9 protein-coding genes and 1 pseudogene are annotated in these 15,299 nt (G+C 47.8%); 4 read left to right on the forward strand and 6 right to left on the reverse strand.

The genetic code is table 11. The features are described from left to right. Positions 1 to 34: 34 nt before the first annotated feature. The 6 genes and pseudogenes from PP769_RS05630 to PP769_RS05655 form a co-directional block, all read right to left on the reverse strand. Positions 35 to 484, reverse strand: coding sequence for a CBS domain-containing protein (locus tag PP769_RS05630; RefSeq protein WP_312645955.1), 450 nt, complete (start codon positions 482 to 484; stop codon positions 35 to 37). Then, a complete protein-coding gene (locus PP769_RS05635; protein WP_312645956.1) occupies positions 481 to 1,827 on the reverse strand; it encodes an ArsB/NhaD family transporter in 1,347 nt (448 codons plus the stop codon). Before PP769_RS05635 ends, PP769_RS05630 begins: the two co-directional genes overlap by 4 nt. 38 nt (positions 1,828 to 1,865) lie before the next feature. After that, positions 1,866 to 3,563 (reverse strand): SulP family inorganic anion transporter, encoded by a 1,698-nt coding sequence (locus PP769_RS05640; protein ID WP_312645957.1) that lies wholly within the window; start codon positions 3,561 to 3,563, stop codon positions 1,866 to 1,868. Positions 3,564 to 3,738: 175 nt separating this feature from the next. Beyond that, positions 3,739 to 4,314 (reverse strand): Tll0287-like domain-containing protein, encoded by a 576-nt coding sequence (locus PP769_RS05645; protein WP_312645958.1) that lies wholly within the window; start codon positions 4,312 to 4,314, stop codon positions 3,739 to 3,741. A gap of 993 nt (positions 4,315 to 5,307) precedes the next feature. Then, positions 5,308 to 6,267 (reverse strand): annotated as a pseudogene (locus PP769_RS05650) (LCIB family protein). 372 nt (positions 6,268 to 6,639) lie between these two features. Further along, positions 6,640 to 8,028: a sigma-54-dependent transcriptional regulator gene (locus PP769_RS05655; RefSeq protein ID WP_312645959.1), complete on the reverse strand. Its 1,389-nt coding sequence runs from the start codon at positions 8,026 to 8,028 to the stop codon at positions 6,640 to 6,642. A gap of 912 nt (positions 8,029 to 8,940) precedes the next feature. Here PP769_RS05655 and PP769_RS05660 point away from each other — a divergent pair. The 4 genes from PP769_RS05660 (at position 8,941) to PP769_RS05675 (ending at position 15,296) form a co-directional block, all read left to right on the forward strand. After that, positions 8,941 to 10,332 (forward strand): alginate export family protein, encoded by a 1,392-nt coding sequence (locus PP769_RS05660; RefSeq protein WP_312645960.1) that lies wholly within the window; start codon positions 8,941 to 8,943, stop codon positions 10,330 to 10,332. A 353-nt stretch (positions 10,333 to 10,685) separates the two neighbouring features. Continuing rightward, a complete protein-coding gene (locus PP769_RS05665; protein WP_312645961.1) occupies positions 10,686 to 12,485 on the forward strand; it encodes a SulP family inorganic anion transporter in 1,800 nt (599 codons plus the stop codon). Positions 12,486 to 12,765: 280 nt separating this feature from the next. Then, on the forward strand, positions 12,766 to 12,960 hold the full coding sequence (locus PP769_RS05670; protein ID WP_376753395.1) for a hypothetical protein: 195 nt from the start codon (positions 12,766 to 12,768) through the stop codon (positions 12,958 to 12,960). Positions 12,961 to 13,370: 410 nt separating this feature from the next. Then, positions 13,371 to 15,296: an ATP-binding protein gene (locus tag PP769_RS05675; RefSeq protein ID WP_312645962.1), complete on the forward strand. Its 1,926-nt coding sequence runs from the start codon at positions 13,371 to 13,373 to the stop codon at positions 15,294 to 15,296. Positions 15,297 to 15,299: the final 3 nt, after the last annotated feature.

A 15,299-nucleotide genomic window follows, 5' to 3' on the forward strand; every position in this document is an offset into this window, starting at 1 on the left:
CAGAGGATGATGCAGCCATGTCCCGGCTTATCTTCTACCCCGCGATTTCTTTAATGATGTCCCAGGCAGAGATAATTCCCACCAATTGATGATCTCCTTCCACCACGGGCAGTAAATAGACCGTTTTTGGAGTTTTCATGATCAAAGCGGCGCAGGCCAGTACGGAGTCATCCGGTCGGGCACATGGAGGGTGGGGATTCATGACCTGAGTGACCGGGTTTGGTTTAAGTTCTCCGAGGCGTTCATGAAACCTTACAAGGTTCGGAGCAAAACGAACATCGGGAAGATCCCCTTGAGAAATGTAGGGAGGCATGGCCCGTTCAAGAATCTGCCAGAAATTCAGTGTTCCCAGTAACATCTTCTTCTCACCCACGACCGGAAAGTCTTGGAGGCGGAGATCTGTCATTTGGCGAAGGGCTTCCCCGATCGTGCATTGGGGCGGGATGGTGTGTGCCTGACGGATCATGATGTCCTGGGCCTTCATAAATACCTCATCCAAATGTAACCGGTGCTGATCAAGACTTGTAGGATCATCAGGGGAAAGGCGACTTTCAAAAATGGCAAAAATCGAAATGGCACGCCATTCCGTTCCGCAATTCCCGCCACAATCAAATTGGCGGAAGCTCCCACCAACGTCCCATTCCCTCCTAAACATGCGCCTAACGATAATGCCCACCAGAGGGTTTCGGCCTGTTCAAGTGGAATGCCAGCCTGCTGAAAGACCGGGAGCATGCTTTTGATCATAGGGATCATGGTGGCCACAAACGGTATATTATCCACAATAGCGGAAAGAATAGCCGAAACCCAAAGAATGGCCAGGGTTGTCACGGTGAAATTTCCTGCGGTGAGACTTAAGGTCCAATCTGCAATGAACTGTAAAAGGCCGGTATGTTCAACACCGGTGACGATAATGAACAAGCCGCAGAAAAAGAAAATGGTAATCCATTCCACCTGCCCGAATAATGCATGAACTTTATGCCCTGCCTGTTCGTTGTCTAAGGAGAATGTAACGAGTAACAGGAGCAGGGCGGCGCCACCCAGAGCAATGGTGGCGGGTTCCATGCCTATCGAATGGGCTAAGATAAATCCGAGAATAACCAGGCTAAAGACCAGGAGACAGTGTTTCAATAAACCAACATCCCGAATGGCTTCATATTCGTTGAAAGCCATAATGCGGGCTCGGGCTTCTGGTGATGCGAACATGGTTTTTCCAAATATAAACCAAAGAGGAATGAGTGTGGCACTGAAGGCCACAATGGCGACGGGAGCCAGGTGAATCACAAAATCATTAAATGTCAAACTGGTGGCAGAGCCAATCATAATGTTGGGGGGGTCACCAATCAGCGTAGCCGTGCCCCCTGTATTCGAGGCATTAATCTCTGCAAAGAGCAGAGGATACGGATTGATTTTCAGCTCGTCGGCGATGAGCAGGGTCACTGGTGCGACCAACAGCACCGTTGTGACATTATCTAAAAATGCCGAGAGCACTGCGGTGACCATTGAGAGCATAACCAGGATGCCCCACGGACTACCCTTGGCGGCCTTCGCGGCTTTGATCGCGAGAAATTGAAAGATGCCGCATTCTTTGGTAATTCCGACCAGGATCATCATGCCGGTGAGTAGGCCGATAGTATTGAAATCAATGCCTTGAATCGCTTGGTCCTGTGTGAGGACTCCTGTTCCAATAACGGCAGAGGCTCCAAGAAGCGCTACAATCGCCCGATTAAACCGTTCAGCGATAATAACGGCATAGGTCAAAATTAAAATTGATGTAGCTATCCAAAGTGGGGAGAGACCAAAGATGGTCTGGATGGGTGTTTCGTGCATATTCCAATAACCTAATTCTTAGGGTCCAAAAATCAGGCCTATTCAGAGGGAGTTGCAGGAAGATTCGTGTTTGGTGCCGAAGGTCGTGGTGGTTCCTTAGAGTGGGCTTTTTCTACCAAGGAGGCTTTCTGTAGGGCCTCCAAACGGCTGGCAAAGCGATGGCCGGGCCGAATCTGCACCAGTACTCCCAAGCCATCCAATGCCTCGGTCACGTGAGGCTGCATGCCAACAAAGAAGAGATGTTGGTGGTGGGCCTTGACGATATTCAACATATCTTCCACCGCCAATGCCGCTGTCCCGTCTATGGCCGGGACCTTGGATAAATCCAAAACAACGCTAGAAAACGTATTAAAGCCCGGGACGGTTTCCAAGCGGCGGACCATGGTTTTGGCCGATCCAAAGCTCATAGGGCCATCCACATGAATCAGGAGAATTTTCCCGTTGGCTTGTTCCAGAATTGTAGCTTCTTCCGGTAAAAGAGGGGTGCTGGGAGTCGGATTCGTCACGATGTGGAGATTAGCCAGTTCCAAATCCGCCATGCGTTTGACAAAGAACAGACTGGCAAAGACCATTCCCACCGCCACGGCGGTTATGAGATCCACGAGCACGGTGGTCAGTAACACCACTGTCATGATGACGACATCAATACGGGGGGCTTGCAGGATGTGTCGTAAGAACCGCCAGTCAATAATATCAATGCCAACCTTGAACAAAATCCCCCCGAGAACGGCCAAGGGAATTTTCTCGGCCAAAGGGCCAAGTCCCAAAAGAACTGCCAATAAAATTATGGAGTGAAGTACGCCGGAGATCGGTGTCCGTCCTCCGGTTCGGATATTGGCTACTGACCGCATGGTGGCTCCGGCACCTGGGAGACCTCCAAATACACCGGCGACCATGTTCCCTATGCCCTGGCCGATAAGCTCACGGTCCGGGTCATGTTGGGCCCGGGTCATGTTATCGCAGACCAGGCTGGTTAACAGGCTGTCGATCGCTCCCAAAACAGCCAGGATGGCGGCTGATTCTAGTACGATTTGCAGGGTGTCCCAGGTAAATGTCGGCATGAGAGGGGTGGGGAATCCCCGCGGAACCTCTCCGATGGTAGGAGCATCAGGAAGAAAATTATAGGCGAGTGGGGTAACCACGAGTAAGGCCAATAAAGAAGGAGGAGCCACCTTCGCAATCCTGCCGGGAGTCAAATACATAATGACCAAAACAAGGACTCCGGCGAGGGCGGCATCCCACACCGGGTTTCCATAAAATCCCGGAATTGACTTGAGTGTCGTGACTACACCCTCGGGGCTGGAAGCATGGCCAACTAGGGGGCCTAATTGCAAAATGAGAATGATGCAGCCGATGCCGCTCATGAACCCGGAGACCACTGGATACGGGACCAACGCGATGTACTGTCCCACCCTGGAAAGTCCCAACAGGATTTGAAAGACACCGCCAAGAATCACGGCCATCAGGGCTAAACCAGGATTGCCTGCGAAGATTGTGACGATTCCAGCCATCACCACAGTCATGGGGCCCGTGGGGCCGGAAACCTGAGCGGGGGTACCTCCGAAAAGCGCAGCAAAAAATCCGACGAATATCGCCCCGTATAAACCCGCAATGGCTCCTAGGCCAGAAGCGACGCCAAAAGCGAGCGCCAACGGTAGGGCCACCACAGCGGCAACCATCCCTCCGTAGATATCACCGCGAAGGTTGTTGAAATGTAACCCGTGAACAAGCCCCATAGGGCATATCCTAGGATAAAAATGAAGACAAACTGGGCGAGGATTTCACTCTATCACACCGTTCTTCGTCAAGTGGGAAGCGAAAAAGGTTTTCACAAGTGTAACGAGGAGAAAAAGAATAAGATTAGAGAAAAGGAGGTGACCGAAAAGGGCTATAAATTTAATACGGTGAAGGTTAGTTAAGGGGAATTAAAATTTCCAGTCCTCCCATGACATCATTTAATTTAAAGTCCCGTTTAGGACTTTCCTTGTGGGCATTATGGCAGTTGACACAGGCTCGGCTCACTGCTCGATCAGGAAAGATAGCTTGATAATAAGACTGGTTGTCTATCTGGATTTCTTGTTCGGTCACTTCTCCGTATTCCACAACTTGTTCCAGGGCTTTACGCTCACGGTCATTGTGAGGTGCATTTTCTGGATTCAAAGGCCAAAGACCCATCAGCCGGTATCGAAACGGTTTGCCGGCAACCTGTAATCCACGGGAGGCTTCTTTAAAAAATTGTGCGGGCAAGGGCAATGTCCGTTCTTCCCGCCAATTTTCTGTTGCAGTCACAATAAGCATGTCTTCCATCCGTTCCACGACATGTTGGGTGTAAAAGGTCCGGTCTGCTTGAAGAACGGCATGTAAATAGTTTGCAACCACACGAATAGGCATGCCTTCCTGTGGTGCAAGTCGTCCTCCGATACCCACACCAATTCCCAAGGAAATGAGAATGGAGAAAAGGAGTATAAAAAAGAACTGACGAGTCATAAATTAATCTAACTTGTGAGTCTACATACCATTTTTCTTGCAAACAGTTCACTCTTTGCCTGAGTGGGAGTTATACAAAACTATAGCAGGAGATCAATAAGACCTCATACCTTTTAAAACATTAAATTGTGTATAGGGCAATCGGACGTTGGGCGAAGAGCAGACGAAGAGCAGCAAAAAACAGAATTAGGAAAACCGAAGGGAGGTTCGGAAATTAATCCAAACCCAATCGATTCATCAATGCAATGACTATGATTGTCAAAATTGCGATGAGAGGGACATGTTCCATGTTAGAACCTCGAAAGTACCGCCCAGGTGATAAGTAAAATAAGGGTAAAGCCTTCCATTTTTATCATCCTCCTAATACTTTTTAATCTTGTGTGACCACTAAAAGAGCAAGGTAAATGCCAAATTGGTGAAGTGGGATGATTGAGAAATTCATTAAATATTTCATTATCTTATATATCCAAAAGAAAAGTGCATTCATTTCTACCCATGAAAATGAGCGGATTTATTAAGTAAGGCCTGTGCGATATCGCTCTAATTTTGAAGGGAAAGGATATAAGACAATAAGAAATACAATCACCGTGGCTATAAAAGGAGGGTGGGGCCCGGATGGAATGCCGCTCTGGTTAAGAACATGAAACCTTTGAGAAATCAGCCAAGGACTTTCAAATTTTCACCATATTTCGGAGTAGCCAGAAACAGGATATGTCAGGTGTGAAGATGGGGGCTCGGATGTCCTAGAGCTAGTTCCCTAAACCTATAAATTTCACCATTGCCTATAGGATTTCATTCATATTAGGAATTTGCCGGTTATGCCTTGATGAAATCGCCAAAAGGGGTGGCCCATTCAGGGTAATTGCCTGAAATCGGGAGATCTTTTTTTTGTTCGTTGAAGTTTTATGAGACGTTTCCGGCGTCACTCATTTAATAAATGAGAATTTGCATGGTCAAACAATTATTTTAATTAGTAAAAAAGAATTAAAATTTTTACAGTAATGGGTTTCTTTTCCCATCAACGAAAACATAAGAAGTCTCGATCCAAATCCAGTCTTTATGGGTTGGACCGTGAATCTGCGCACCGATAAATACCGCATAGTCGGTTTTGCTGGGATCGACGGTTAGTTGGATCATCCGTTCCAGATCTTCTCGGATGATATGTTGGGTGGCTTTGGTCAAAGTGACCAAATCGGGAATTTCTCCGAATCCAAATTTTCTAAACAGGCGATGGGTTAGGAGGCTCTGCTCCACGTCGTCCGGATTCAGGTCAAGGCTGGCTTCTCCTCGAGAACGGTCTTGGAGAATCTTAATCAATGCGCCACAAGCTTGAGACAAGGCCTGGCGCCCTGTGCGGCGACAATTTCCGAAAGCGCCATTTTCATCGATGGCAATATGGGGAAAGGCAAAACATACGTATCTTTCTCTGCCATCAGTATTGGGTGCATGATGATGGGCCGCTTGAAATCCCGTGACTCCCAGATACAGCATTCCGGCCAGACTTGAAAAGTTAAATGCTCCATTTCAGGCATTATGGAGTCTGTTCATTAATGGGGTGGCTATCTCGTCTCGACACACGCTCACGCAAGCGATTGAGTTCTTCTGATTTATGCCAAAAGGATGTAACCGGAATTGGGAATATTCCACGAAGGCATCGGAGGGGTAGGCACCTGGGAAATTCCCTTCCAAGTTTTTCATGAAATCGAAAGATTCTGGATGATTTATCTTTGAAGGAGAAATGGGAGCTGACAGAGTCGGCATGGGTGCATTTTCCTTTTTCGATGAGTTTTCGGAATGTGGATAGATTCTCAATAACGAATTGATCGAAGCAAAAGGAGTGCCAGCCCTGGACTCTGCTTTTACCTGACAAATACTAGAATTTACTTGGGTATATCGGTATTTGCTTTTCCTTAGACAACGCAACGGTAGAGAATGGGTGCGGGATTGCACCATGTGAACTGTGCTAAAAATTTCTTGAATAATAATTGTTCGGATTCAGGAAAGGACAAAAAATGGTTGCAATGCATAGCTCTATTGAACTGATAAAAAAATCTTTCCCAGGCGGAAATTTTGGGTCTCTGGAAAGGAAGCTTCTTTGTTCAAAAAATTTACGCCCTATTCAATGGACAGCTTCGAGGATGATATTGGGAGGAAAGTTATGGCGAATGTTTTTAAATAATCGGTGGGACCATGACAACTGCCCCATAAAGTCTTAAAGGCCTGCCTTCGAGCTCAGGGAATATGTAGGAATTCTACCCCGTATTAAATAGGAGAGGAATGAAAAAAGAGAAAGGCGAATGAATGGAGGGACTACCGCCTATTCTCTCAGGATCCCTCTGTCTCGTGGGAGAAGTTTTTCCATAATTGAATATGTTCATCCAGTGCCCGTGTGGAAATGTGAAGATAGCCAGCTGCCTGTTCTTTGTCCTGCTTGGTGAATCTCAAGACTTCATTAATCACCATGACTTGAATATTTTGTAGACTGTGTTGGCCGATTTCAAAGAGCACCCGACCAGTATTTGGAGGAAGACCTTCTCCGCTGCCAGGATGTTGAGAATAAAAATCCAGAGAAGTAAGGACAGGTCCTTGCGAGCACAACACCGCTCTGCGAATCATAGCCTCTAATTCTCGAATATTCCCCGGGAATTGGTAGGTATCCAATAGCGGAGGTACCGAAGAATCAATATCGAGTTTTGGACGGCCGATCTCTTCACCATAGGCGTGAATGGTTTTGATCACCAAAGGGATGATATCTTCTTTTCGTTCCCGCAGGGGAGGAATGAAGAGTTGCTGTTTTTCGAGTAGCGAACGTAATTCTGGATGAAATATTTCCTGGTAGCCCGGTTGATCCAGCGGAATCGAACTGGTCACTACAATTCGATTGTTGATGGGGAGTCTGTCAAATCCTCCCATTCGACAAAATGCACGTGTTCGAATGGCCTCGGCCAATGATCCCTGAATGGGAATTGGCAGATGTTCAATCTCATCAACAAATAGGGTTCCCCCATCGGAATGTTCAAATGCTCCCGGCATGCTTTGGCTGGCACCACTGAATGCCCCGCGTTCATATCCAAATATTTGAGGTTCAAGGAGTGATCCCCTCTGTTCGTTGCAACTGACGGTGACAAACGGGCCGAGCTGTTTGTGGCTATTATAATGAAGAATGCGTGCCAAGAATTCTTTCCCCGTCCCAACCTCCCCTTGAAGAAACACTAAGGGGACGTCTTGGGCGTCGAAAAATTTGAGTTGTTCAATGACCTTGGTCATGGCTGGACTCCTGGCGATCACATGTTCCCATGAATATTGCCGTTGTTTCTCAGAAGCAGAAAACTCAATTCGACGCCGTAGCTCCAGGAAGGTGATGGCTCGATGTAAGGCTGGTTCAACCGTTGAGAAATCAATGGATTTTATCAAAAAATCATAAGCTCCGAGCCGCATCGCCTCCACCGCATCTTCCACGCTTCCATAAGCAGTCAACATGACAACCAGGGTTTTCGGGATCTTTTGTCGAATTTGGCGTAAGGTTTCGAGTCCATCCATTTCCGGCATTTTAAGATCCAGGAACAGCAAATCAGGCAGTTCATGTTCCAAAGCCTCAATGAGCGAGGGTCCTGAATGGAAACTTCTTACGAGGTGCCCTTTTCTCACCAACCGGCGACTTAACGCAGAACATACGTTTTGATCATCGTCGGTCACATAAATTGTTGCACGCATAGCAGTCCTTGTTTAGGAGATCTTTAAAGAAGTTGTACCGGCATTTTTTGTACTTTCCCATCTTTGGTCATCGATATCAACCGCAGAGGAGTTGCGGAAGCAGTGATTTTTTTCGGTATGGGTCTTTTGTGATAATTGAAAAGAGAGCCTCAGCCATCGTCCTGAATTCATGGGTAATGGAATTGTCATGACTGACTTTCGGAAGAACTCGACCTCAATGAAGCATGATTGGGAGTAGAGGCATTGCGTTTGGGCAATGCGTTTGAATGTCGTATATCATCTTTTTTTGCCGCACTCACCATGGCTCCCACGCATAGCGCAGAGGTTCAACCATTTCAAAGTAGTTGTACGTTTCGGCCAGGTAGATGCCGATCGCCAATCCCAGAATGACAATAAACAGCCATGCTTTCGTTAATGTATTTGTCGCGTCCTCATTTTAAACGCTATTACGCAAAGTCTATACCCTAGGGGACCTCTGGAATTTTGGGGCTCAACAGTTGAGCCCCACCAATGGTATTCGTTGGTTCCCCACAATTATCAGTCATGCCTTATCAATAAAGTTTGCGCCCTATTGCCAAACACGATCAGCTGGCGTGCGATGATGCACAGGGGGTTATGTGTGAAATGGCACCATTGTTCAGATTTTGGTCACTGTGCATGAAGGCAGAAGCCAGGGAAAATGGATAGGAACATAAGGCAAATTTTGAAAATTAATCGGAATCCACTGCCTCACCCTTAACCTGACGGTTAAGGCGGCAGGAATGCATCCTATATTGTTTGTGATTCTCAACTACCGTTCCCAGATTCCTCGATGTCTAGAAATTGGTACTAGTTTTGCGTAGCAAAAGAAAAATAGGAAAATTTTGAAAATGAAAATTATTATGATCGGCTTCTGTCTTGTATGGAGATTCGATGAAAAATATTGGGGTGGTTTGTTTAGGCCTCCTTTTCTTGCTTGGAGGTCTGTTAGAGGAAAATCCTGCACATGGGGCTGAAAATGGCACTCATACCAAAGAATTTCCGAGTGATTTTGATCGCTTAAAAACTGTTTTGCAACAGCCGAATACTCTTTCTGCTCTGACGCCGGAATGGCTGGATTTGGGAGTTGAACATCGAACACGCTATGAAACGTTTAATCAAAGTTTTACGAAAGGCACAGCAGGAAGTGATCAGATGGTTGCGCAGCGGACGAGAATTCTGTTGGGAATTAAGGATATTTGGGACCCTATCCGATTCACACTAGAACTCGCAGATTTTCGGGCCCCTGTGGCTGATCGGGGGCAGGATCACAATCCCAATTTTGTCGATCATCTGGATATTTTTCAACTCCATCTTGATCTGGTGTCGCAGAATTTTTTAGGAACAGGGACCTCAGGTAAGCTGGAAGTCGGTCGTTTAGTCATGGATTTCGGAGAAGGGCGTCTCATCGCAGGGCATCGTTTTGGAAGCTTTACTCCATCATTTGATGGTGTGCAATTAACCCTCGGGGGAGATAAACGCTCTGATTGGGGTCTCCGTGCCTTTGTCACACAACCGGTCCAACGTCATACGGTTAGCCCGGATTGGACTAGCCCCATTAGCTACTTTTCCGGTGCGGCGATTTCCAGCCGTCATGTCCCCTGGGCTAATGGGGAGTTATATATTTTTCAGTTGAATGAGGGGAGTAATCTTCAAAAACGTAATCTTTCCACTATGGGATTTCGGGTATTTTCCAAACCTGCAAAAGAACAATTTGATTACGAAATAGAATCGATGTACCAGGTTGGAGAGGTCGATCATCCGAAACACTTTGCACATCGACATCACGGTGAGGTGGGCTATAGTTTTGCGACTGAATGGCCCTTACGATTTGTCTATCTGTTCGACTACTCGTCCGGAAATCGGAATCCGGAAAAGAATTTTGATTTCTTGTTCGCAAAACGCCGCGCAGAATATGGACCAAGCGGAATTTTGGGAATTATCTTTCCATCCAATATTTTTTCACCTCTTGGGTTTCGCTCGACTCTCCAACCGATCTCCACGGTCAGATTGATGGCATCTTATCGAGCCTTCTGGCTGGCAGATGGCCGCGGCCCTTTTGTGGGTAGCGGTCTGCAGGATCCGACCGGTCAAGCGGGCACCTTCCTTGGCAATATGTTGGATAGCTCCATAACGTGGGCCCCTCAGAACGGTTATTTCCGACATACAACTTTTGAGGTGGGATATACGCGTTTTTTCAAAGGCTCCTATTTTAACCGAGTGCCACAAAGCCCTGGGACGGCCGATGTCGATTATGTCTATACCATGGCGACATTGACATTCTAATTCCTCGGTTAATCCTGATAGGGTTTCACCGGCCCCTCCCTTCATCCTTCCTATAAGGGAAGCGTCCTCTTCTCTTGTTCATGTCGTATCGGGAGTTATTTCGCACAGGTCACACCGTACGAATTCGCACAGGAGGCCTTAGCGAAAAAAATTTGTCTTTAATTTGGAAGGGATTTGGTTACAGATATTATTGAAAATATAAAGAAAAAATCAACGGAATTTCTTTGAACCCTCATGGTTCGATTATTGGCATGTAAGTTGCGCGTGAAGCTTGTTGTAAATTTTAAAGGAAAATTTTTGTCTTTTTGTTTAGGCGATAACGAATTAGGCGAATGAGTCGGAGGAAATTAGGAATGGAGCACCTGATTGCGGGTATTCGTGTATATCTTAAAGATTTCAATTTTAAAGATAATTTTAAAGGGATTGCCAGCAATGTGAGAGGGGATGTGTTGGCGGGGATTACGGTAGCCATGGTGGTGCTCCCCATGGCACTGGCTTTTGGCGTGGCTTCCGGGCTGGGAGCGATTGCGGGAATGTGGTCGGCAGTGGCCGCCGGCCTTATCGCGGGTCCATTAAGTGGCTCAGCGTGGTCGGTGGGCGGGCCCACGGGGCCGCTGACGATCCAAATCCTCTCCATGACTCAAACCAATCAATTGGCCGATGGGAGTCCCGATCTGGTTTTCGTATTTACGACCATCGCCTTAGCTGGCTTTCTTTTAATTGTGATGGGCCTGTTGAAGCTCGGGCAGTTTATCAAGTTTACTCCCTATTCAGTTATTTCGGGATTTATGACGGGTTTGGGTGTGTTGTACATGCTGTTGCAACTCAACCCATTTTTGGGACTTCCCGGCGTCAAAAGTATCACTTCCGCCATCACGGAATTACCCTCCAGTTTAGCTCATGCGTCGCCTGTGGCAGTGGGAGTCGGGCTGTTGACTTTACTCATCGTCGTATATTGGCCGAAAATTTCTCCCGTGACCTGGCTGCCAGGTCCACTAATCGGATTATTGGCCGGCACGGGAACTACGGTTGCTCTCGGGTTAGACATTCCGAAAATAGGAGATATTCCCACGGGCTTACCTGACCTGTACCTTCCCGATCTTTCCCTTCTGGAAAAAGCCTTTGTCCCGGCTGCGGCTTTGGCCGGATTATGTGTATTCGATAGTCTCCTGACCTGTCTCATCGTTGATAATATGACCGGCACTCACCACAACAGCGACCGGGAATTGGTGGCCCAAGGATCAGCTAATCTCTTTTCGGGGTTGGTTGGAGGGTTGGGTGGAGCCACCAATACGATGCCGTGTGTCGTGAATATCCAGAGCGGAGCCCGAACCCGGTTGGCTTCGGTAACGATGGGACTGGTCCTGCTTTCCTTCATTCTCGGTCTGGGTTCCCTTGCCGCATCCATTCCTCTTTCCGCATTGGCGGGGATTCTTCTCAAGGCGGGGTATGACATTCTGGATATGCGGGTGCTGCCTGTCGTCCGAAGATTGCCGACGTCTGATTTGATGGTATTCGGTCTGGTGGTCTTAATGACCGTGTTTTGGAACCTGTTGTCCGCCATGGCGATGGGACTCGCAGTGGCCTTTTTCCGTTTTGTGAAGGATCAGTCCGATCGCTATAAGGCGGATCTCAGCCAACGCGATGAAGATGTGAAACAGGAAGAAGAGGACCTCATTTTTTCCTTCGCCAGGGATTATGCCAGAAAAATCAGCCGGAATGGGGCCAATATGGGAGAGCTGAGCGGTCGTTTTGAACATATCGTTCGAGACCGGATTACCATCGTCCGTCCTCACGGTCCTTTATTCTTCGGTGCGATCGATTGGCTGAACGAGACGGTGGAACATCTTGACAGTAAAGATGTGCTCATCATTCGTTGCAAATGGTTGGATGAATTGGATTTGTCCGGTGCTTATGCGTTAGGCGATTTAATTGAAGCGGCCAACAGTCGCGGGGTGGCGGTGTTAACCGCCGGCATGTCCCCTCGAACCCGACAAATTCTTGCCGATTTGAATGAGCTTTCCAGACTGAAGGAAGACTATATCTGCACACATTTTAATGAAGCTTTGGATACCGCTATGCAGATCGTGGAAAAAAAGGCTGTGGAGGTTAGGCTACAAGCCCACATAGAACCGGTTTTGACGGGAGGTTAGCGTGGTCGTTTTGCTTGCTTACGAGTCATGGGAGTGACGGCCTTGAATGAAATTATTGAGGAGCGTCAGTTGGGGGAGGCATTTTAAGAGGCTCTCCCGTTTACGGTCCTTGTAGTGTTTTTTGTGGTAGTGATCCAGGAGCAACTACTTTGATCAGCGACAACGTCTTTGTCGCCACGATCTATATAAAACGGTCCTGCGGGCATTTCAGCAGGGAGGATTCCCGTGATCAATTGAATCTTTTGGCGGTCGCTATTACAGGGGGCCTCATATTCCTAATGTGGCCACTTCAGATGGGCAGGCGGCCTTTCTTTTTCTGTTGACGTCCGCTCTCGCCACACTTATTCGCCTTTCGTATGGCCGGATGGTGTGGATGGCTCATTCCTATACAGTCACCATGACCCTCTGGGGACTCCTGGCTGTGTATGTGGTGTTGCAATCAGTAACGGAACCTATTATGGACAAGGGGTCTTGACGCATCAAGTGGCCGCTGTCGCAGCACCCCATTCAGCTCAAGGAATTCCCGCATTCATGGTTGGTTCAAACCTTTTATAATTAAGTCTTGGGTGCGTCTACTTCTTACCTCTTCCTCATGCTTGCAGGCTCCCCGAATTTCACTATGCGGTTTTGCCAGCCATGTATTTCTGCCTGTGATCACAGATTCCCCTGATCTGAACATGGAATCTTTCACCGTGAGTTGGGGGCGGACCACCGGGTCAACCTGTTCAAGCAATTGACTCTATGTAGAGGAATGATCCTAAGTTAGGGACTTCCTATAATGAGATTAGACCAGCTATTGGGGTATAGTGGCGTGAGGATCGGGCTGTGTCAGGCCTGTCAGCGAAGGGTTTGATGAGATTGTAAGAGAATTTCGGAGAATTCCCTATGTCTCTCAATAAATTATTTTTAAATCTTCCGATTGCCAGAAAGCTGCTTTTAGTCTCCGGAGTCCCGGTTTTGGCCGTCTTGATTTTGAGCCTGGTGACCTATAGAAGCGTTCAGACTTTTTCTTTGGATGAAGATCGCCTGAATGATGTGTATCTGGTGCAAAGTGCCTCGGCTGAATATATGCGCTTAGTTGTGGATCTCGAAACCGGATTTCGCGGATTTATTCTGACTCAAAAGGCTCCCTTTTTACAGCCCTATTTGGCAGCCAGGCAACGAGTGTTGTTACTCGGGAATTCATTGAGACAGATGGTCAAGTCTGTTGAGGATCAGCGACAGGTAATCGAAACTGTTCAAGGAATGGTCGAGCAATTGATGAATGACAAAGATCGGCTGATTGAACGGGTCAAGGCGGGTTTTCCGCAGGAGGCCACGGATTATGTCGAGAGTGAAAAAGGGCGTATCCTCATGCTTGCCATTCGTGAAGAAATGGCTCGATTTGACCGGCGAGAAGTCACGCAATTGCAACACGCCCTTGGGAGTAGTGCCGCAGACCGGGCGGCCCTGATGGGGGTGGTCGTGTGGGGAGGGTCGTTGGCGTTGATTTTGTTGCTGGTGCCTCTTCATCTCATTGCGCGGTCCATTACAGGACCATTAACGACCTTGGTCAAGGCGGTGGAAAATGTTTCCGGAGGGAATATTCCGAATATTCCCGTTTTCCAACGGGACGATGAAATTGGCGAACTGACGAAAGTCATGCAGACAATGGGCACCCAAATCCGGAATCATATCCGGCGTATTGAACAATCCGAACAGGAACTCCGAACACTGAACCAGGATTTAACTTCTTCTGAGGCCAAATATCGAGGGATTGTGGATTATGCGCCCATCGGAATATTCACGGCAAAAAAAGATCATCTGATTTTTAGCAACCGGCAGAATTGGATCCTGGCCGGGAGAAATCCCGATGAGGTGTTGGATCCTGAACATATGTGGGAAGCGATTCACCCGGACGATCGGGAGGGGGTGCGCGAAACATTTCAAGATGCCTGCCTTCAAAGTGAGCCCTTTGAGCGGGTCCTTCGCTTCTTGCATCCAGACGGAGCTGTGCGCAAGGTCTTATGTCGCGCGGTTCCCATTCAAGATCACGGTGGGCAGACCATGGTGTACCAGGGATTCAATGTGGATATCACGGCTTTAGAGTATATGCGTGCCCAATTGAACCGGTCTGACCGCTTGGCCACATTGGGACAAATGGCTGCAGGTATTGCCCATGAGATTCGAAACCCGCTGGTGGGTATTGGGTCAACCACGACGTTGCTGATGGAGGATTTTCCTGATGGTGATTCCCGGCATGAAGACCTCGTAACCATTCTCAAGGAAACCCGAAGACTGGATCGCATTGTGAACCAAATTGTTGACTTTGCGCGGCCAAGAGACTTGCTTCCGGTAACCTTTCAATTGCAAGATCTGATACAGGAGTCTTTGCAGGTCCTCAATGAACCCATCAAACAAAAGGCCATTCAGATCGATTTTCATCCGCCTGCCAAACTGAATTCCATCCAGGCTGATCGAGATCAACTGAAGCAAGTGTTGCTAAATGTGATCCAAAATGCCGTTGAGGCGATGTCGGAGGGCGGATGTCTTCGTCTGTCCGTTGAAGAGGAAACCATTGAACGAATACCGGGGCTGCGAATTAAAGTCCAAGATAATGGAAAGGGAATCAGTCCAAGTGCTCTTCCTCGAATTTTCGAGCCGTTTTTTACCACCGGCAAGCATCGTGGAACTGGACTGGGACTGCCTATTTGTCGAAATATTATTGAAGCCCATGGAGGAGAGATCCATGCGGAAAGTCAGTCAGGTATTGGGACCACCATGACATGGTGGCTGCCTTGCGTTTGCCAACCCCAACTTCCCACGGTGTAACCC

Origin of the sequence: Candidatus Nitrospira allomarina (genome assembly GCF_032050975.1) — a bacterium.
GTDB classification, from domain to species: Bacteria; Nitrospirota; Nitrospiria; order Nitrospirales; family UBA8639; genus Nitrospira_E; species Nitrospira_E allomarina.

What these genes read in the sequence shown, in the direction of transcription:
- PP769_RS05630 (WP_312645955.1), bottom strand. Translation starts at nt 484, where the DNA reads ATGAAGGCCCAGGACATCATGATCCGTCAGGCACACACCATCCCGCCC.
- PP769_RS05635 (WP_312645956.1), bottom strand. Translation starts at nt 1,827, where the DNA reads ATGCACGAAACACCCATCCAGACCATCTTTGGTCTCTCCCCACTTTGG.
- PP769_RS05640 (WP_312645957.1), bottom strand. Translation starts at nt 3,563, where the DNA reads ATGGGGCTTGTTCACGGGTTACATTTCAACAACCTTCGCGGTGATATC.
- PP769_RS05645 (WP_312645958.1), bottom strand. Translation starts at nt 4,314, where the DNA reads ATGACTCGTCAGTTCTTTTTTATACTCCTTTTCTCCATTCTCATTTCC.
- PP769_RS05655 (WP_312645959.1), bottom strand. Translation starts at nt 8,028, where the DNA reads ATGCGTGCAACAATTTATGTGACCGACGATGATCAAAACGTATGTTCT.
- PP769_RS05660 (WP_312645960.1), top strand. Translation starts at nt 8,941, where the DNA reads ATGAAAAATATTGGGGTGGTTTGTTTAGGCCTCCTTTTCTTGCTTGGA.
- PP769_RS05665 (WP_312645961.1), top strand. Translation starts at nt 10,686, where the DNA reads ATGGAGCACCTGATTGCGGGTATTCGTGTATATCTTAAAGATTTCAAT.
- PP769_RS05675 (WP_312645962.1), top strand. Translation starts at nt 13,371, where the DNA reads ATGTCTCTCAATAAATTATTTTTAAATCTTCCGATTGCCAGAAAGCTG.